Annotated in this window: 16 protein-coding genes; 8 read left to right on the plus strand and 8 right to left on the minus strand. The window is 69.7% G+C overall.

The window, feature by feature from the left end:
* Positions 1-111: 111 nt before the first annotated feature.
* Entirely contained in the window at positions 112-1,614 is a 1,503-nt protein-coding gene (locus FS641_RS09175; RefSeq protein WP_144763052.1) for an alpha-N-arabinofuranosidase, read from the plus strand.
* A gap of 626 nt (positions 1,615-2,240) precedes the next feature.
* The gene (locus FS641_RS09180; protein WP_144763054.1) at positions 2,241-2,768 is read left to right on the plus strand and encodes a hypothetical protein; all 528 of its coding nucleotides are present in this window, start codon (positions 2,241-2,243) and stop codon (positions 2,766-2,768) included.
* A 107-nt stretch (positions 2,769-2,875) separates the two neighbouring features.
* Here FS641_RS09180 and FS641_RS09185 read toward each other — a convergent pair whose 3' ends face one another.
* Complete coding sequence (locus FS641_RS09185; RefSeq protein WP_186317715.1) at positions 2,876-3,862, minus strand: LacI family DNA-binding transcriptional regulator; 987 nt, start codon at positions 3,860-3,862, stop codon at positions 2,876-2,878.
* Between the two features lie 181 nt (positions 3,863-4,043).
* Here FS641_RS09185 and FS641_RS09190 point away from each other — a divergent pair, with 181 nt between their 5' ends.
* The 4 genes from FS641_RS09190 (at position 4,044) to FS641_RS09205 (ending at position 9,233) form a co-directional block, all read left to right on the plus strand.
* Positions 4,044-4,979: a carbohydrate ABC transporter permease gene (locus FS641_RS09190; protein WP_144763058.1), complete on the plus strand. Its 936-nt coding sequence runs from the start codon at positions 4,044-4,046 to the stop codon at positions 4,977-4,979.
* On the plus strand, positions 4,976-5,932 hold the full coding sequence (locus FS641_RS09195; protein ID WP_144763060.1) for a carbohydrate ABC transporter permease: 957 nt from the start codon (positions 4,976-4,978) through the stop codon (positions 5,930-5,932). The genes FS641_RS09190 and FS641_RS09195 overlap by 4 nt, the downstream gene beginning before the upstream one ends.
* Positions 5,933-5,990: 58 nt before the next feature.
* A complete protein-coding gene (locus FS641_RS09200; protein WP_144763062.1) occupies positions 5,991-7,328 on the plus strand; it encodes a sugar ABC transporter substrate-binding protein in 1,338 nt (445 codons plus the stop codon).
* 81 nt (positions 7,329-7,409) lie between these two features.
* A complete protein-coding gene (locus FS641_RS09205; protein WP_144763064.1) occupies positions 7,410-9,233 on the plus strand; it encodes a beta-galactosidase family protein in 1,824 nt (607 codons plus the stop codon).
* Positions 9,234-9,246: 13 nt separating this feature from the next.
* Here FS641_RS09205 and FS641_RS09210 read toward each other — a convergent pair whose 3' ends face one another.
* Positions 9,247-9,612 (minus strand): biopolymer transporter Tol, encoded by a 366-nt coding sequence (locus FS641_RS09210; RefSeq protein WP_260855760.1) that lies wholly within the window; start codon positions 9,610-9,612, stop codon positions 9,247-9,249.
* A gap of 44 nt (positions 9,613-9,656) precedes the next feature.
* Between FS641_RS09210 and FS641_RS09215 the strand changes: the two genes are divergently transcribed.
* The gene (locus FS641_RS09215; protein WP_144763066.1) at positions 9,657-10,730 is read left to right on the plus strand and encodes a spore photoproduct lyase family protein; all 1,074 of its coding nucleotides are present in this window, start codon (positions 9,657-9,659) and stop codon (positions 10,728-10,730) included.
* A 10-nt stretch (positions 10,731-10,740) separates the two neighbouring features.
* Here FS641_RS09215 and FS641_RS09220 read toward each other — a convergent pair whose 3' ends face one another.
* The 3 genes from FS641_RS09220 to FS641_RS09230 form a co-directional block, all read right to left on the minus strand.
* Complete coding sequence (locus tag FS641_RS09220) at positions 10,741-10,917, minus strand: CsbD family protein (protein ID WP_144763068.1); 177 nt, start codon at positions 10,915-10,917, stop codon at positions 10,741-10,743.
* Positions 10,918-11,058: 141 nt separating this feature from the next.
* Complete coding sequence (locus FS641_RS09225) at positions 11,059-12,156, minus strand: SDR family oxidoreductase (RefSeq protein ID WP_144763070.1); 1,098 nt, start codon at positions 12,154-12,156, stop codon at positions 11,059-11,061.
* A 37-nt stretch (positions 12,157-12,193) separates the two neighbouring features.
* On the minus strand, positions 12,194-12,592 hold the full coding sequence (locus tag FS641_RS09230) for a DUF3253 domain-containing protein (RefSeq protein ID WP_144763072.1): 399 nt from the start codon (positions 12,590-12,592) through the stop codon (positions 12,194-12,196).
* A gap of 67 nt (positions 12,593-12,659) precedes the next feature.
* On the opposite strand from FS641_RS09230, the gene FS641_RS09235 reads away from it, so the two are divergent.
* Positions 12,660-13,997, plus strand: a complete 1,338-nt coding sequence (locus tag FS641_RS09235; protein WP_144763074.1) for an alpha-amylase family glycosyl hydrolase — start codon at positions 12,660-12,662, stop codon at positions 13,995-13,997.
* Positions 13,998-14,086: 89 nt separating this feature from the next.
* Here the strand turns inward: FS641_RS09235 and mmsB are convergent, their stop codons facing one another.
* The 3 genes from mmsB to chvE form a co-directional block, all read right to left on the minus strand.
* Positions 14,087-15,268, minus strand: coding sequence for a multiple monosaccharide ABC transporter permease (mmsB, locus tag FS641_RS09240; RefSeq protein ID WP_144763077.1), 1,182 nt, complete (start codon positions 15,266-15,268; stop codon positions 14,087-14,089).
* The gene (gene mmsA, locus FS641_RS09245) at positions 15,243-16,808 is read right to left on the minus strand and encodes a multiple monosaccharide ABC transporter ATP-binding protein (RefSeq protein ID WP_144763079.1); all 1,566 of its coding nucleotides are present in this window, start codon (positions 16,806-16,808) and stop codon (positions 15,243-15,245) included. The genes mmsB and mmsA overlap by 26 nt, the downstream gene beginning before the upstream one ends.
* A gap of 102 nt (positions 16,809-16,910) precedes the next feature.
* Entirely contained in the window at positions 16,911-18,038 is a 1,128-nt protein-coding gene (chvE, locus tag FS641_RS09250; protein ID WP_144763081.1) for a multiple monosaccharide ABC transporter substrate-binding protein, read from the minus strand.
* Between the last annotated feature and the right edge of the window lie 80 nt (positions 18,039-18,118).

The following is an 18,118-nucleotide window of genomic DNA, read 5'->3' on the forward strand; positions in this document are numbered from 1 at the left end:
GCGCCACCCCTTCCATCGGCAGGTGGACACCGGTAGCGTTGTCCTCGGGTGAGCGCTCACTTCGTGGTTCGGCCGCCCGTCCACCTGCCGCACGCTGATCGAAGGAGATCCATGCCCCGCACACACCTCGTCCTCGATGCCGCCTTCGCCGTCGGACCGGTGCGCCGGCGTCTGTTCGGCGGGTTCGTCGAGCACCTCGGACGGCACGTCTACGACGGCATCCACGAGCCCACGCACGAAAGCGCCGACGAGCACGGCTTCCGGAAGGACGTCATCGAGCTCGTCAAGGAGCTCGGCGTCACCACGATCCGCTACCCCGGCGGCAACTTCGTCTCCGGCTACAAGTGGGAGGACGGCGTCGGCCCCGTCGACCAGCGCCCCCGCCGACTCGACCTCGCCTGGCACTCCACCGAGACGAACGAGGTGGGCCTGCACGAGTTCCAGCAGTGGCTCGACTCGGTCGGCTCCGAGCTGATGCTCGCCGTCAACCTCGGCACCCGTGGCACGGAGGCGGCGATCGAGCTGCTCGAGTACGCGAACATCCCTGGCGGCACCGCCAGGTCCGAGGAACGCAAGCGCAACGGCCGCGAGGAACCGTTCGGCGTCACGATGTGGTGCCTCGGCAACGAGATGGACGGGCCGTGGCAGCTCGGTCACAAGAACGCCGACGACTACGGCAAGCTCGCGGCCATGACGGCGAAGGGCATGCGGCAGATCCAGCCCGACCTCGAACTCGTCATCTGCGGGTCCTCCGGTGCGTCGATGCCGACCTTCGGCGAGTGGGAGCGCACCGTCCTCGAGCACGCCTACGAGGACGTCGACTACATCTCCGCGCACGCCTACTACGAGGAGGGTGACGACCTCGCCACCTTCCTTGCCTCCGGCGTGAACATGGACCGCTTCATCGACACCGTCACCACGGCGGCGGACCACGTGCAGGCGCACAAGAAGTCCGACAAGCGCATCGACATCTCCTTCGACGAGTGGAACGTGTGGTCGATCTCGAAGTGGAACGAGATGCAGAAGGAGTTCACGCTCGACGAGTGGCCGGTCGCGCCGCGGTTGCTCGAGGACGTCTACACCGTCGCGGACGCCGTCGTGGTCGGCGGGCTGCTCATCTCGCTGCTGCGGCACGCGGACCGGGTCGCCTCGGCCTCCATCGCGCAGCTCGTGAACGTGATCGGGCCGATCATGACCGAGTCGGGCGGTGAGGCCTGGCGCCAGACGACGTTCTTCCCGTTCTCCCTGACCTCGCGCCTGGCGCACGGCACCTCGCTGCAGGTCATCGCCTCGGGTGACACGGTCGACGGTGGCACGTACGGGCAGGTCCCCGTGGTCGACTCCGCGGCGACGGTCGCGGACGGCACGGCAGCCGTGTTCCTCGTCAACCGGCACCCGTCGGAGAGCACCACGGTGACGATCGACCTGTCCGGGCTCGGCGTCTCCGGGGACGTCCATGCCGAGGGGGTCTGGGACGACGACCTGCACGCCGTCAACGACCTGTCCAACACGGCGCGCGTCGGGCTGCGGACGAACGAGTCGGCTCGCCGCGAGGGCGACACCGTCACGATCGAGCTGCCGCCGGTGAGCTGGACGGCGCTGTCGATCGGCTGATCGCGCACGGTGCGGGAGCGGGGGAGGTGCACCGTGCGCGCTTCGTGGTGCGGTGCGGTGCGAGGGGCGCACGGTGCGCGCTTCGTGCCCGGTGCGTGGTTGATGGCCTGGTGCGTCGTCACGACCCCGCACCAGGCATGCAACGGCGCACTAGCGTGCAACGGCGCACGGTGCGGGTTCCGCTCGGCGCAGCAACGGCGCTCGGTGCGCGCTTCGTGGCCGGTGCGTGGTTGTCGGCTCCGTGCGTCGTCACGACCCCGCACCAGGCATGCAACGGCGCACCAGCATGCAACGGCGCACGGTGCGGGTTCCCTCTCGGCGCAGCAACGGCGCACGGTGCAGAGTCCGCACGCCGCAGCAGCGGCGCACGGTGCGCACTTCGTGGCCGGTGCGTGGTTGTCGGCTCCGTGCGTCGTCACGACCCGGCACCGGGCACGCAACGGCGCACCAGCATGCAACGGCGCACGGTGCGGAGTCCGGTCGGCGCAGCAACGGCGCACGGTGCGGAGTCCGCGCGGCACAGCACGGCACCCACCAACCGCGCGCAGTGCGGAGCAGGCGACGGACGGGAGGCTCGTGGCGGCACTGCCACGAGCCTCTTGTCCGCGCGCGGTAGCCTGCACGGCATGCGCGGCGTCGGACTGATCGACGAGGCCGGCCGGATGCGGCTGGTCGGTGCCGGCGCGGCCGGCGCGGCCTTCGCCGTCGTGCTGGTGATGCTCGTCGTGTCCCCGTGGGCCGGTGCGACCACCGGTGTCCTCGTCGGTGTCGCGCTCCCGGTCGGGGCCGTCGGCGCAGCGATCGGCGTGTGGCTGACGCTGCGGTCGTGGCGCCTCGGGGGCGGGTACGAGCGGGTCGTCGCGGTCCAGCGGTGGGTCGCCGAGGACGAGGTGCCCGCTGGCGTCCCGACCTCGACGTGGGTGCCGCTCGTGCAGGCGGAGGCCGACAAGCAGATCGCCGGCTGGGGCAAGATCGTGCTCGCCGTGTCCTGGGGCGGGATCACCTGGTCGATGCGGGACCAGCAGCCGCCGGTGCTCACCGCGATCCTGCTCGCGCTCTGGACGGGCCTGGCGCTGTGGAGCGCCGTCTGGGTGATCCCGCGGGCCCGAGCCGCGCAGGCGATGCTGCGCCGCGGAGTCGCGACCCAGGACTGACCCCCGGCGCGCAGACGAGTCAGCGCACAGACGGGGGAGCGAGCCAGCGGGTCAGCGCGCCCACAGGCCAGCGTGCAGACGAGGCTGCGGGCAAGGGTCCGACGGGCTCAGGCTCGCGGCGGGGCCGTGCTCGCGCGTTCGACCAGCCGGACGGGGACCAGGTCGGTCGCCGTCCGTGGTGCCTCGCCCGCGATCTCCGCGAGGAGCGTGCTGACCGCCCGACGCCCGACCTCGTCGAAGGACTGGTGGACGGTGGTGAGCGGCGGCCAGAACGAGTCGGACTCGGGTGAGTCGTCGAACCCCACCACGCTGAGCGACTCCGGCACGCTGCGGCCGAGTTCGTGGCAGGCGCGGAGGATGCCGAGCGCCGACTGGTCGTTCGCGGCGAAGACGGCGGTGACGTCCGGACGGCGGGCGATCTCGAGCCCGGCGCGGTAGCCCGACTCGGTGCCCCAGTTGCCCTCGAACACCGGCGGGACCGGTCGTCCGGCCGCGACGAGGGTCGCACTCCACGCCGCGCGCCGCCGAGCAGCCGAGTAGGACGACGCCGGGCCGGCGACGTGCCACACGGTCTCGTGCCCGAGGTCGAGCAGGTGCTGCGTCGCCAGCCGGGCGCCCTCGGCCTGGTCGGTGTCGATCGCCGGGTGGTTCGTCGTGCCGGTGGAGTCGACCACCACGACCGGCACACCGTCCGGCAGCGCGACCTCGGCGGTGTCGATGACGTGGGACTCGATGATGATCACGACGCCGTCGACGGCCTGCTCGTGCAGCCGTGAGAACGCCGACCGCACGCCTTCTTCGGTCCGGGAGGCCATCGGCAGCAGCGTGATCGTGAAGTCGGCGGCGCCGGCGGCGTCGGCGATCGCCTCGAGGGTCCGCATGTTGCCGAACGACGCGAGCGTGAACATGATCACGCCGATCGTGCGGAACCGCCCGGACCGCAGCGCACGAGCGGCCCGGTTCGGCCGGTAGCCGAGCTCGGTCATCACACGGCGGACGCGGTCGCGGGTCTCCGGACTGACGTTGTCGAACCCCCGCGCGACCCGCGAGACCGTCTGCATGGAGACCCCCGCGGCGTCGGCGACCGCGGCCATCGACGGGGCACGACGCGCCCCCGAGTCGATCTCCGTGGTCACGTCGTCCCCCTTCGCGAAGTGGCCCGCCGATCGGCTGCCGCCCCCGAACGCTAGCGCATGTTGACGTTGCCATGCTATCGTCGCGCCGTTCGATGTTGACGTCAACATCGAACCAGCTCGCAGCAGACGAAGGAGTCACATGAGCACGCTCGCAGCGCGACCGGCAGCGGCGTCCGCGCCGACGTCGCCACCGCGACGACGGACGAAGCCCCGCGGCCGGTGGACCGGATGGCTCTTCGTCGGGCCGTTCGTCGTCGTCCTGGTCCTGATGCTCGTCGTCCCGATCGGCTACGCCCTCTGGCTCAGCCTGTTCCGCGACCAGCTCATCGGTGGCAACCAGTTCGTGTGGTTCGCCAACTACGCCCAGCTGTTCCAGGACGCCAAGTTCTGGACCGGGTTCGGCCGGGTCGCCCTCTTCCTGGTCGTCCAGGTGCCGATCATGCTCGTGGTCGCCCTCGTCGCCGCCCTCGCGCTCGACAGTGCGCGGCTCTGGGGAGCGTCCTTCTTCCGGATCGCGATCTTCCTGCCCTACGCGGTGCCCGGCGTGGTGGCCGCCCTCATCTGGGGCTTCATCTACGGCAACCAGTTCGGACTGACGGGCTCGATCAACTCCGCCCTCGGCATCGACCTGCTGCAGCCGTTCAGCCCCGACTGGGTGCTCGCGTCGATCGGCAACATCGTCACGTGGGAGTTCGTCGGCTACAACATGCTGATCTTCTACGCGGCCCTCCGCGTCGTCCCCGGCGAGCTGTACGAGGCCGCGGAGATCGACGGCGCCGGCCCGCTGCGCACCGTCTGGTCGATCAAGGTCCCGGCGCTCCGCGGTTCGATCGTGATCGCCACGATCTTCTCGATCATCGGCAGCTTCCAGCTCTTCAACGAGCCGAACCTGCTGAAGACCCTGGCACCGAACGTCATCGGCACGTCCTTCACCCCGAACATGTACGCCTACTCGCTGTCCTTCAGCGGCCAGCAGTTCAACTACTCCGCCACCGTCGCGATCGTGATGGGTGTCATCACCGCCGTGATCGCCTACGTCGTCCAGGTGCACGGGACCCGAGCGGAGAACCGATGAGCACCCTCGACACCCGCACGACGGCCCCGACCGTGACCGAGGCGGTGACCACCCGCGGTCACCGCGGGGCGGGCCGCACCCGTGCCTCCAGGACGACCGGCCGGGGTCCCCGGGCGCGCAAGTCCACGCTCCTGCTCGTGGTGATGGTCGTCATCACCGTCTACTCGCTGCTGCCGCTCTTCTACCTCGTCGTCAACGCGACCAAGTCGCAGGACGACCTGCTCAGCACCTTCGGGCTCTGGTTCGGCAACGGCTTCTCGCTGTTCCAGAACATCGGCGAGACGCTGACGTACAACGGCGGCATCTACCTGCGGTGGCTCGCGAACACCGTGCTCTACGTCGTCGTCGGCGCCGGCGGGGCGACCCTGCTCGCGACCGTCGCCGGGTACGGCATGGCGAAGTTCCGCTTCCCCGGTCGTCGCGCCGTGTTCGCGATCGTCCTCGGCGCCATCGCGATCCCCGGGACAGCCCTCGCCGTGCCGACGTTCCTGCTGTTCTCGTCGGTCGGCCTGACGAACACCCCGTGGGCGATCATCCTGCCGTCGCTCATCAGCCCCTTCGGGATGTACCTCATCTGGACCTACGCGATCGACGCCGTCCCGACCGAGGTGATCGAGGCCGCCCGCATGGACGGCGCGGGGGAGTTCCGGATCTTCTTCACGATCGCGCTCCGACTGCTCGCGCCCGGCGTCGTCACGGTCCTGCTCTTCGCCGTCGTCGCGACGTGGAACAACTACTTCCTGCCCCTGATCATGCTGAGCGACCCGAACCTCTACCCGCTCACCGTCGGGCTGAACCAGTGGAGCGCCCAGGCCCAGGGGGTCTCGGCACACCCGATCTACAACCTCGTCGTCACCGGATCGCTCCTGACGATCATCCCGATCGTCGTCGCGTTCCTCTTCCTCCAGCGCTCCTGGCAGTCCGGCCTCGCAGCCGGCTCCGTCAAGGCGTGACCCGCACCCCAGCAGCACCACGAAGCACCTGCTTCACGATGAAGTGAAAGGCAACCCCATGCACAAGCGTCTCCGGCGCGGGCTCAGCGCCCTCGCGATCGGTGTCACCGCGGCCATCGCCATGACGGCCTGCGCCTCCGGCGGCTCGTCGTCCGGCGGATCGTCCGACGACATCACCAAGGCCCTCCAGAAGGGCGGCACCATCACCTACTGGTCGTGGACCCCCTCCGCCCAGGCCCAGGTCGCCGCGTTCGAGAAGGCCTACCCCAAGGTGAAGGTCAAGCTCGTCAACGCCGGCACCGGCAACGACCAGTACACGAAGCTGCAGAACACGATCAAGGCGGGCTCCGGTGCTCCCGACGTCGCCCAGATCGAGTACTTCGCGCTGCCGCAGTTCGCGCTGAGCGACTCGCTCGTCGACCTGAAGTCGTACGGCTTCGACTCGCTGGCCGACAAGTACGGCGCCGGCACGTGGCAGTCGGTCGACCTCGACGGCAAGGTCTACGGCCTGCCGCAGGACTCCGGCCCCATGGCCATGTTCTACAACGAGAAGACGTTCCAGGAGGCCGGGATCACCACCCCGCCGAAGACCTGGGACGAGTACGTCGCGGACGCCGAGAAGATCCACGCGTCCAACCCGAACGCGTACATCGCCGCGGACAGCGGGGACGCCGGCTTCACGACGTCGATGATCTGGCAGGCCGGCGGTCGGCCGTTCGACGTCAAGGGCACCGACGTGACGGTGAACCTGCAGGACGCGGGCACCAAGAAGTGGACCTCGACCTGGAACCAGCTCGTCGAGAAGGGCCTGCTCTCGCAGACGCCCGGCTGGACGGACGACTGGTACAAGCAGCTCGGCAACGGTGAGATCGCCACGATGGTCACCGGCGCCTGGATGCCCGGCGTGCTCGAGTCGAGCGTGAAGGACGGCAGCGGCAACTGGCGCGTCGCCCCGATCCCGACCTACGACGGCTCCTCCGACGTCACCGCCAACAACGGCGGCTCGGCCGAGGTGGTCATGAAGCAGTCGAAGAACCCGGCGCTGGCCGCCGGCTTCCTGAAGTGGCTCAACTCGTCGCAGGACTCGATCGACGTGTTCCTCAAGTCCGGCGGCTTCCCGTCGACGAAGGCGCAGCTGACCTCGAGCTCGTTCACCGCCGAGAAGCCGGAGTACTTCGGCGGCGAGGCGATCAACGAGACCCTGTCGAAGGCGTCCTCGAACGTCGCCGAGGGCTGGCAGTACCTGCCGTTCCAGGTCTACGCGAACAGCATCTACGCGGACACCGTCGGCCAGGCCTACCAGAACAAGACCGACCTGAACGCCGGGCTCGAGGCCTGGCAGAAGGCGATCGTGAAGTACGGCAACGAGCAGGGCTTCAAGGTCACCGCGAAGTAGTCCCCGCCCACAGCACCGGGGCCGTGCGGATCCGTCCGCACGGCCCCTGCTCCTGCCCCTGCTCCCGAGAGGACCACCCCCATGCGCTTCGCCATCGGCGACACCGACTTCCTGCTCGACGGCGAGCCGCACCGGGTGCTCTCCGGCGCGATCCACTACTTCCGCGTCCACCCGGACCTGTGGGCCGACCGCATCCACAAGGCCCGGCTGATGGGGCTGAACACCGTGGAGACCTACGTTGCGTGGAACGCGCACGAGGCCACGCCCGGCACGTTCGACTTCTCCGGCGGTCTCGACCTCGGTCGCTTCCTCGACCTGGTCGAAGCCGAGGGCATGCACGCGATCGTCCGCCCCGGCCCCTACATCTGCGCCGAGTGGACGAACGGCGGGCTGCCGTACTGGCTCTTCACCGACGGCACCGTGGGCGTCCGCCGCGACGAACCGCAGTTCCTCGCCGCGGTCGAGCGGTACCTCGAGGCCCTCGCCCCGATCCTGGTGCCCCGCCAGATCGACGCCGGCGGCCCGATCGTGCTCGTCCAGGTCGAGAACGAGTACGGCGCGTACGGCTCCGACCCCGTCTACCTGACCAAGCTCGAGGCGATGCACCGGGCGATCGGGCTGACCGTGCCGTTCACGAGCGTCGACCAACCGATGGGCACGATGCTCGAGGACGGATCGCTGCCCTCGCTGCACAAGACCGGCTCGTTCGGGTCCCGCGCCGCCGCCCGCATGGAACGGCTCCGGCAGGCGCAGCCGACCGGACCGCTCATGTGCTCCGAGTTCTGGGACGGCTGGTTCGACAGCTGGGGCGAGCACCACCACACCACGTCCGCCGCCGCGAGCGCGGAGGACCTCGACGTCCTGCTCGGCGCCGGCGGCTCGGTGAACGTCTACATGTTCCACGGGGGCACCAACTTCGGCTTCACGAACGGTGCGAACGACAAGGGCGTGTACCGCCCCATCGCGACGTCGTACGACTACGACGCACCCCTCGACGAGGCGGGACGGCCCACCGCCAAGTTCCACGCGTTCCGCGCGGTGATCGCCCGCCACGCGCCCGTCCCGGAGCTTCCGGCGTCGATGCAGCCGGGAGGCTCCGGCAGGCTGGGAGCGGATGCGCCGCTCGGACTGGAGGCTCGACGCACCTCCGCCCCGGACGTCGCCGTCCGGCTGGACCGCGCCGTCCCGCTCGGTGCGCTGCTGCCGCAGCTCACGTCCTGGACCACCCACGACACGCTCCCCACGTTCGACGAGCTCGGCGCAGCCTCCGGGTTCGTGCTGTTCCGGACGGAGGTCGACCTGCCCACCGGTGGCGTCCTGACCGTCGGCACCGAGGTCCGTGACCGGGTCCTCGTGAGCGTCGACGGCCAGACCGTCGGCGTCCTGGAGCGCGAACACCACGACCGTGCGATCGCCCTCCCGCCGGTCGCGGGCACCCTGGAACTGCTCGTCGAGGACCAGGGGCGGGTCGACTACGGGCCCCGCATCGGTGAACCGAAGGGCCTGATCGGCGGGGTCTCCGTCGACGGGGTCCCGCTCGAACGCTGGACGGCGTCGCCGTTGGCGTTCGACCCGCTCGCACCGTCGGCGCTCGAGGCGCTCCAGGGCGCGCCCACGTCGGCGGGGGACCGGCTCGCCGGGCCGGTCGTGGCGTCCGGGACGTTCGACCTCGACGAGGCGACCGACCGGTACCTGTCGCTCGACGGGTTCCGGAAGGGGGTCGCCTGGGTGAACGGCTTCTGCCTCGGCCGGTACTGGTCGCGCGGCCCGCAGCGCACGCTCGCCGTCCCCGGACCGGTGCTGCGCCGCGGGACGAACGAGGTCGTCGTGTTCGAGCTGCACGCCGCTGCGTCGCGCACGCTGTGCCTGCTGCACACGCCGGACCTCGGGCACACCGAGGCCTGACCACGCCCGGCGCTCAGCTGGTCGCGCCGGCGTCGGCGCTGCCCCCAGGGTCCGGTGCGTCGCGGTGGTCGCCGTCGGTGGGGGTGTCGAGCGCGTCGAGGTCGGCGAGGGCGCGACGGGCGTCGGCGACCCGGTCGGACTCCGGGCGCCCCCACCACTCGGGGCCGCGCTCGCCGAGGCCGTGCTTGGCGATCCCGTTGCGGTGTCGCGCGGCTGCCAGCGCCGCGTCGTCGCCGGACCGCTTCGCCTGCCGGACGGCGTTCCGGCCGCGTCCGAGGTGGGACCGCAGCGCGGCGGCGACGTCCTCGGGGACCGCCGGGTCGGTGCGGCGCCACCGTCGGCCGTCGACGACGAAGAAGTGGTCGTCCGGTTCGCTCATGCTCCGAGTCTGCTCCGTCGGTGGTCGCCGGTAGACAGGGGACGATGAGTCCCGACCGCGTCCGTCCGCTGCTCGACGTCACCCGCATCTACGCCGAGCAGGCCGCCCTCGAGCTGCCCCGCGGGCAGGACGTCGTCGCGCGCTGGCCCGACGCCGAGATCGTGCCGGTCGCGTCGCACTGGAACATCCCGGAGGTCCACGGCGACGAACGCAACGTCCGGCGCTGGGTGCGCATCAAGACCGAGGCGCTGGTGCTCGGCGTCAAGAAGTCGCTCGTCACCCGGCCGAACGGGCGCTCGGCGGACTTCATCGCCCCCTCGACGGCGAACGGCTGCGCGATGGCGTGCGCGTACTGCTACGTCCCCCGGCGCAAGGGGTACAGCAACCCGGTCACGGTCTTCGCGAACATCGAGCAGATCGCCGCACACGTCGCGCGGAACATCCGGAAGCAGGGGCCGAAGACCGAACCGAACCAGTGCGACCCCGAGGCGTGGGTCTACGACATCGGGGAGAACAGCGACTGCTCCGTCGACGCGGTGCTGAGCGAGAACGTCCGCGACCTCTGCAACCTGTTCCGGATGTCGCCGACCGCCAAGGCGTCGTTCGCCACGAAATGGGTCAACCGCGACCTGCTGGACTGGGACCCGATGGGCCGCACACGCATCCGGTTCTCGCTGATGCCGCACGAGACGGCGAAGGTGACCGACATCCGGACGTCGCCGATGGCCGAGCGGATCGCGGCGGTGAACGACTTCGTCGACGCGGGCTACGAGGTGCACCTGAACTTCTCCCCGGTCATCCTCACGCCGACGTGGGAGGCGGACTGGGCGGAGCTGCTGCGCCAGGTGGACGACGTGCTGTCACCCGCGGCGAAGGCCCAGCTGGCGGCCGAGGTGATCTTCCTCACCCACAACGAGGGCCTGCACGAGGTGAACCTCGGGTGGCATCCGAAGGCCGAGGAACTGCTGTGGCGTCCTGACCTGCAGGAGACCAAGGTGTCCCAGAACGGTGCCGTCAACGTCCGGTACCGCCGAGACACGAAGGGGCAGCTCGTCGAGCGCTTCCGCGAACTGGTCGCCGAGCACCTGCCGAGCTGCCGCCTCCGTTACGCCTTCTGAGCGTCGCGACTCACTTGCCGTCGACGGCGTCCTTGGCCTTCTCGGTCTCCATGCGGCCCTCGCCCATGACCTGGTCCTTCTGGCCCTGGTGCTTGAGCTCGGCGTCGTCGGTGTGCTTGCCGACGGCCTCTTCGGCCTTGCCGGCGATCTTCTGGGTGGCGTCCTTGGCCTTGTCTGCGAGCGACATGACGTGTCCTTCCGGTCGGGGTCCCACCGGGGAGCCCCGGCTGGTCTGTACCGGACTCTACGTCGGTGCCGTGTACCCCACTCACGGACTCGGCTCGGCGCCGGGCGCGATCGACCGCACCGGTTCGACCGACGGTGCCGGTCAGGGGATCACTCGATCCGCCCGGTAGCGGTCGAACAGGTCGGTGAAGGCCCGTTCGGTGCGCCTGTACCCCGTGAACCCGGCCTCGCGGCTCTTGCTCATGTCGGTCACGACCTCCATCGCGCGCCCCAGGTCGGCGTCGGTGTGCCACCAGGACGCGAGCCGGGCGATGTCCGACTCGACGAGCCCGTGGCGCTCGGCGATGCCCGCCCACGCGGACTCGTGGGGTGCCATCTGCTCCTCGAGCGGCCGCGGTGCGGACTCGTAGCCGACCACGCGCGCCGGGTCGACCCCGAGGTGCGCGGCCAGGCGCTGCCACATCCAGCGCCACCGGAAGACGTCGCCGTTCACGATGTTGAACGCCTCGTCGGCGCCGGCGGGGTCGGTCGCAGCCCACACCATCTGCTCGGCGAGGACACCCGCGTCGGTCATGTCGGTGAGGCCGTTCCACTGCGCCTCGCTGCCCGGGAACACGAAGTCGAGGTCGAGCTCCTTCGCGAGCGTCGCCTGGACGGCGATGGTCAGCCCCATGTTCATCGCGTTGCCGACGGCGTGGCCGATCACGGTGTGCGAGCGGTGCACCGACCACGTGAAGCCCTGGTGCGCGGCCGCGGCGAACAGTGCGTCCTCCTGGGCGTAGTAGAAGTTCGGCGTGTCCAGGCGCGGCTCCTCCTCGTGGAAGGGCGTGTCCGGCATCGCGCCAGCGGCGTACGCCTCGAACGGGCCGAGGTAGTGCTTCAACCCGGTGACGAGCGCGACGTGCTCGAGGGGTGCGTGGTCGAGGGCAGCGAGGAGGTCGCGGACCATGCCGCCGTTCACACGGATGTTCTCGGCCTCGGTGGCCTGACGCTGCCACGCCGTGAAGAACACGTGCGTCGGCCGCTCGTCCGCGAGGGCGGTGCGGAGGCTCTCCGGGTCGCGGAGGTCGGCGGCCACGCCGCGGATCCCGTCGCGGGTGCTGGCACTGCGCGAGAGTGCGGCGACGTCCCAGCCGTCCCGGGTGAGCAGGTCGACGAGGGCGGCGCCGGTGATGCCGCTGGCACCCACGACGAGTGCGCGGCGGTGGTCGGTGGACGGGGTGGTCTCGGAGGAGGTCATCCTCCCCGACAACACCTGTCGAGCAGCAGGTGTTCCCTCACCGTGGACGACGGATGCGGATCGGCCCCTTCGCGGTCGACGGGTCGACGACGTTGCCGCCCTGGGTGATCTCGACCTCGCCGCGGGCCACCATGCGGCGCGCGGCACGACGTGCGGGCTCCATGAGGTCGCGCCACTCCTCGCCGCCGATCGCCCTGGCGGCGTCCGACGGGCAGATGCTCGACGTCAGGGCACGGGCGTCGAGCAGCTCGTCGATGGTCCGCTCGAGCTCCAGGTCGGTGTGGTCGAGCTTGTGTCGGCGGCAGGCGTCCGAGCACCACTTGGCGTCGGGGGCCGCGCTGTCCGGCATGCGCCGCCCGCACGACGCACACGTGCGTTCGGCCTGCGCGGCGGATGCCCGTCGCGCGTCGTCCTCGGTCCGGATCGCTCGTCCCATCGCTCCAGCATCGTCCCGTCGTGCTCGGCTGTACCCAGGTGGAGCGGCACCTGGCAGCATCGAGGCGGTGAACCCGAACCCCGAGTCCGTCCGTCCGCCGGAGCCCGCCTGGGTCGAGCACGTGCTGTGGTGGCACGTCTACCCGCTCGGCTTCGTCGGTGCCGACGTCCGACCCGCCGTCCCGGTGGCGGACCGCCCCGTGGACCACCGGCTCGGGCGCATCACGGCGTGGCTCGACCACGTGGTGGCGCTCGGGTTGAACGGCCTCCTGCTCGGCCCCGTGTTCCGGAGTTCGACGCACGGCTACGACACCGTCGACCACTTCCGGATCGACCCGAGACTCGGCGACGACGACGACTTCGACGCGCTCGTGGCCGCGGCGCACGAGCGTGGGGTCCGGGTCCTGCTCGACGGCGTCTTCAACCACGTCGGACGGGACCACCCGGCCTTCCGCGCCCTCGAGGCCGACGGCCCGGGGGCGGCCACGGCAGCGCTCTTCGGCATCGACTGGTCGGGATGGCAGCAGGGCGACCCGGTCCCGGTCGGGCTGTTCGAGGGCCACGACATCCTGGTGGCGCTCGACCACGACGCACAGCCGACCGAGGACCTGGTCGTCGAGGTCATGCTGCACTGGCTCGGCCGCGGTGTCGACGGCTGGCGCCTGGACGCCGCGTACGCCGTCCCGCCGACGTTCTGGGCGCGGGTGCTGCCGCGGGTCCGGGAGCGGTTCCCGGAGGCGTGGTTCAGCGGCGAGGTCATCCACGGCGACGCGGCGGCGATCGTCGAGGCGTCGACCATGGACTCCACCACGCAGTACGAGCTCTGGCAGGGCATCTGGCACGGCATCGCCGACCGGAACTGCCACGAGCTCGCGCACGCCGTCGAACGCCACGACGCACTGCTCGGGACCTTCGTCCCGACGACCTTCGTCGGCAACCACGACGTCACGAGGATCGCCAGCGCGGTGGGGGAGCGCTTCGCCGGTCACGCGGCCGCCGTGCTGCTCACCGTCGCCGGGACCCCGGTGATCTACGCGGGCGACGAGTACGGCTGGGCCGCGGTCAAGGAGGAGCGCGAGGGCGGCGACGACGCGGTCCGTCCGGAGTTCCCCGCTGAGCCCCCTGCCGCCGTCGACCTCACTCACGTGCTGGAGGCGCTGGTCGCCCTTCGTCGGCGGAACCCCTGGCTGCACCGGGCCCACACCGACGTCACGCACTTGACCAACACGGCGGTGGTGCTCCGGACCGCAACGGCGGACGCCGCGGTGGTGACCGCGCTGAACCTGGCGGACGACCCCGTGGAGCTGCCCGCGGCTGACGCGACGCGGGTGGAGGCGGGCGGCGGCGACCTGCGGGACGGGACCCTGCGCCTCCCGGCTGCCGGCTGGGCCGTCCTGTCCCGCTGACCGACCCGCTGATCCCGTCGCGAACGCGACAGATCCCCGCCGGGACCCGGCGGGGATCTGTCGCGTTCGCCGGTGGGACGCGCCGACCGCTACTTGCGAGCGGACGCGGCGCGACGCTTGTTGAAGACGTCGAAGGCGACCGCGGCGAGCAGCACCAGGCCCTTGATGAGGGACTGGAACTCCGTGCCGACGCCGAGGATCGACATGCCGTTGTTCAGGAGGCCGATGATGAGACCACCGACGATGGCACCCGGAACCGTGCCGATGCCGCCCGTGACGGCAGCGCCGCCGATGAACACCGCCGCGATGGCGTCGAGCTCGAAGCCGTTGCCGGCGCCGGGCGCCGCCAGGTTGAGCTGGCCCGTGAAGACCACGCCGGCCAGCGCCGAGATGACACCCATGTTCACGAACAGCAGGAACGTCACGCGCTTGGTCTTCACGCCGGACAGCTGGGCGGCCAGGGCGTTGCCACCGATGGCGTAGATGTGGCGACCGAACACCGCGCTCCGCATGACGACCGAGTAGATCACCACGAGGGCGCCGAGCACGACGAGCACGATCGGGGTGCCGTTGTAGCTGGCGAGGAGGAGCGCCACGTAGATCACCAGGAACGCACCGAACGCCGTCTTCACGAGGAACCACACGAACGGTTCGCTCTCGAGCTGGTACTTCCGACGCGTCACCCGACCACGGAAGGCCGCGACGACCATCACCGCCGCCGCCGCGAAGCCGAGGATCATCGTCAGCGGCTCGTACCCGGTGGTGCCGAACGACGGCAGGAACCCGGAGCCCAGCGAGCGGAACCCGTTCGGGAACGGGGAGATCTGCTGGTTCTGCAGGACGATCTGCGCGGCACCGCGGAACGCGAGCATGCCCGCGAGCGTGACGATGAACGCCGGGATGCCGAAGTAGGCGATCCAGAAGCCCTGCCACGCACCGACCAGCGCGCCGACCACGAGGCACAGGACGACCGCGATCGGCCACGGGATGTTCCACTGGGTGATCATGACGCCGGCCATGGCGCCGGTGAAGGCGACCACCGAGCCGACCGACAGGTCGATGTGCCCGGCGATGATGACCATCACCATGCCGATGGCCAGGATCAGGATGTAGCTGTTCTGGACGATCAGGTTCGAGACGTTGATCGGGGCGAGCGTGATGCCGTTCGTCGCCACCTGGAAGAAGATGACGATGACGATCAGCGCGATGAACAGCCCGATCTGGCGGAGCTGCCCGGTGAGGTAGCTAGCTGCGGACTTGAGCGCGTTCATTGACTGGGGTCTCCCGTTCCTGGGTCATGTACTGCATGAGGACCTCTGGGGTGGCCTCGGAGCGGGGCACGTCGGCGGTGATCGTGCCCTCGGACAGCGTGTAGATGCGGTTGCAGATGCCGAGGAGCTCCGGGAGCTCGGAGGAGATCACGATGATCCCCTTCCCCTGGTCTGCGAGCTGGTTGATGATCGTGTAGATCTCGTACTTCGCGCCGACGTCGATGCCACGGGTGGGCTCGTCGAGGATCAGCACGTCGGGGTCGGCGTACATCCACTTCGCGAGGACGACCTTCTGCTGGTTGCCCCCGGAGAGCTTCCCCGTCAGGACGTCGACGTTCGGCGCCTTGATGTTGAGGCTCTTCAGGAAGCGGCCGGCGGTGGTCGTCTCCTCGGAGGCGTTGACGAAGCCCCAGGTCGCGAGCTTGCCGAGTGCCGAGCCGGAGACGTTCCGCTTGATGTCGTCGATGAGGTTGAGGCCGTAGCGCTTCCGGTCCTCAGTGACGTACGCGATCCCGTTGTCGATCGCCTGCGAGACGGTGTGCGTCTTGATCGGGGTGCCGCGCTTGTACACGGTGCCGGTGATGCCGGTGCCGTACGACTGCCCGAAGACACTCATCGCCAGCTCCGTGCGTCCGGCGCCCATCAGCCCGGCGATGCCCACGACCTCACCGGCGCGGACGTGCAGGTTCGCCTGGTGGATGATCTCGCGCGACGAGTCGAGCTGGTGGTGGACGGTCCAGTCCTCGATCCGCAGGAGCTCCTCGCCGATCACGGGAGCCTCGCGCTCCGGGTAGCGGGTCGACAGGTCACGGCCGACCATGCCGCGGATGATCCGGTCCTCGGACACGTCGTCGGCGTGCATGTCGAGGGTCTCGATGGTCTTGCCGTCGCGGATGATCGTGACCTTGTCCGCGATCGCCTTGATCTCGTTGAGCTTGTGGCTGATGATGATCGCCGTCATGCCCTCGGCCTGCAGCGAGCGGATCAGTTCGAGCAGGTGCGCGGAGTCGTCGTCGTTCAACGCGGCGGTGGGCTCGTCGAGGATGAGGAGCTTCACCTCCTTCGACAACGCCTTCGCGATCTCGACGAGCTGCTGCTTGCCGACGCCGAGGTCGACGATCTTCGTGACCGGGTTGTCCTTGAGTCCAACGCGCTGCAGGAGCTCGGCGGCCCGCAGGTTCGTCGCGTTCCAGTTGATGAAGCCGCCCCTGGCCTGCTCGTTGCCGAGGAAGATGTTCTCGGCGATCGACAGGAAGGGGCTGAGCGCGAGCTCCTGGTGGATGATCACGACACCGGCGGCTTCGGAGTCGTTGATGTCCTGGAACTGCACCGGCGCCCCGTCGAGCAGGATCTCGCCGTCGAACGAACCGTGCGGGTAGACGCCCGACAGCACCTTCATCAGGGTCGACTTGCCCGCGCCGTTCTCGCCGCAGATCGCGTGGACCTGCCCGCGTTCGACCTCGATCGAGACCCCCTGGAGGGCCTTGACGCCGGGGAACGTCTTGGTGATGTCCCGCATCTCGAGGATGGTGTCCGTCATGGGGACGCCTTTCCGTCGTGCGCGCTGGGCGCGCTGGTGGAGACGGACGGGAGGCGCGGTGCGGGCTGGCACCGCGCCTCCTGTCCGAGAGATGGGTTGCGACTACTTCAGGTCGGCTTCGGTGTAGTAGCCCGAGTCGACGAGGACTTCCTTGTAGTTGTCCTTCGTGACGACGGTCGGCTGGAACAGGTAGGTCGGGACGACCTTGACCTTGTTGTCGTAGCTCTTGGTGTCGTTGACCTCGGGCTTCTTGCCGGTGAGCAGGTCCTCGGCCATGGTGACCGACTGCTTGGCGAGCTTGCGCGTGTCCTTGTAGATGGTCGAGTACTGCTGACCGGCGATGATCGACTTGACCGAGGCGGCCTCGGCGTCCTGCCCCGTGATGATCGGGAGCGGACGGTCGGCCGAGCCGTACCCGGCACCCTGCAGGGCCGAGATGATGCCGATCGACATGCCGTCGTACGGCGAGAGGACGCCGTTCAGCGTGGTGCCGCCCGAGTAGGACTTGGCGATGAGGTTCTGCATGCGGGCCTTGGCTGTCGCCGGGTCCCACTGCTGCGTGGCGGCCTGCGAGAGCTGGTCCTGCCCGGACTGGATCGTGAGCGTGCCGTCCTCGATGTACGGCTTGAGGGTCTTCATCGCGCCGTTGAAGAAGAAGCTCGCGTTGTTGTCGTCGAGCGACCCGGCGAACACCTCGATGTTGAAGGGGCCCTTCTTGCCGGTCTTCTTGCCGTCCGCGTCGAGGACGCCGAGGCCGGTGAGCAGGCTGGTCGCCTGGTCGACACCGACCTTCTCGTTGTCGAACGACACGTAGTAGTCGACGTTCTTGTTGCCCGTCAGCAGGCGGTCGTAGGAGATGACCTTGATGCCGGCCTTCGCGGCGGCGTCGAGCTGGTCGGAGAGTGCGCCGCCGTCGATCGACGCGATGATCAGGACCTTCGCGCCCTTGGTGATCATGTTGCTGACCTGCTGGGCCTGCTGCTGGACCTTGTTGTCCCCGTACTCCAGGTCGACCTTGTAGCCGGCCTTCTCGAGGTCGCTCTTGACGGCGTCGCCGTCCTTGATCCAGCGTTCGGAGACCTTGGTCGGCATGGCGACGCCCACCAGGGCGCCCTTGTTGTCGGTCGAGCCGCCCCCGTCGGAGGAGGCGCGGCCGCCGGCGGAGCAGCCGGCGAGTGCGATGGCGATTCCGAGGGCGGCGACGCCCGCGACGATCCTGCGCTTCATCATCGAAGTACCTCTGTTCCCGTCACGTCGACGTCGACGTGAGTTGTGTGACCTCGGCTGCTGTGCCGTGAGTCGGAGATGTG

The sequence above is a fragment of the Curtobacterium sp. 9128 genome (assembly GCF_007673775.1).
Classification (GTDB): Bacteria; Actinomycetota; Actinomycetes; order Actinomycetales; family Microbacteriaceae; genus Curtobacterium.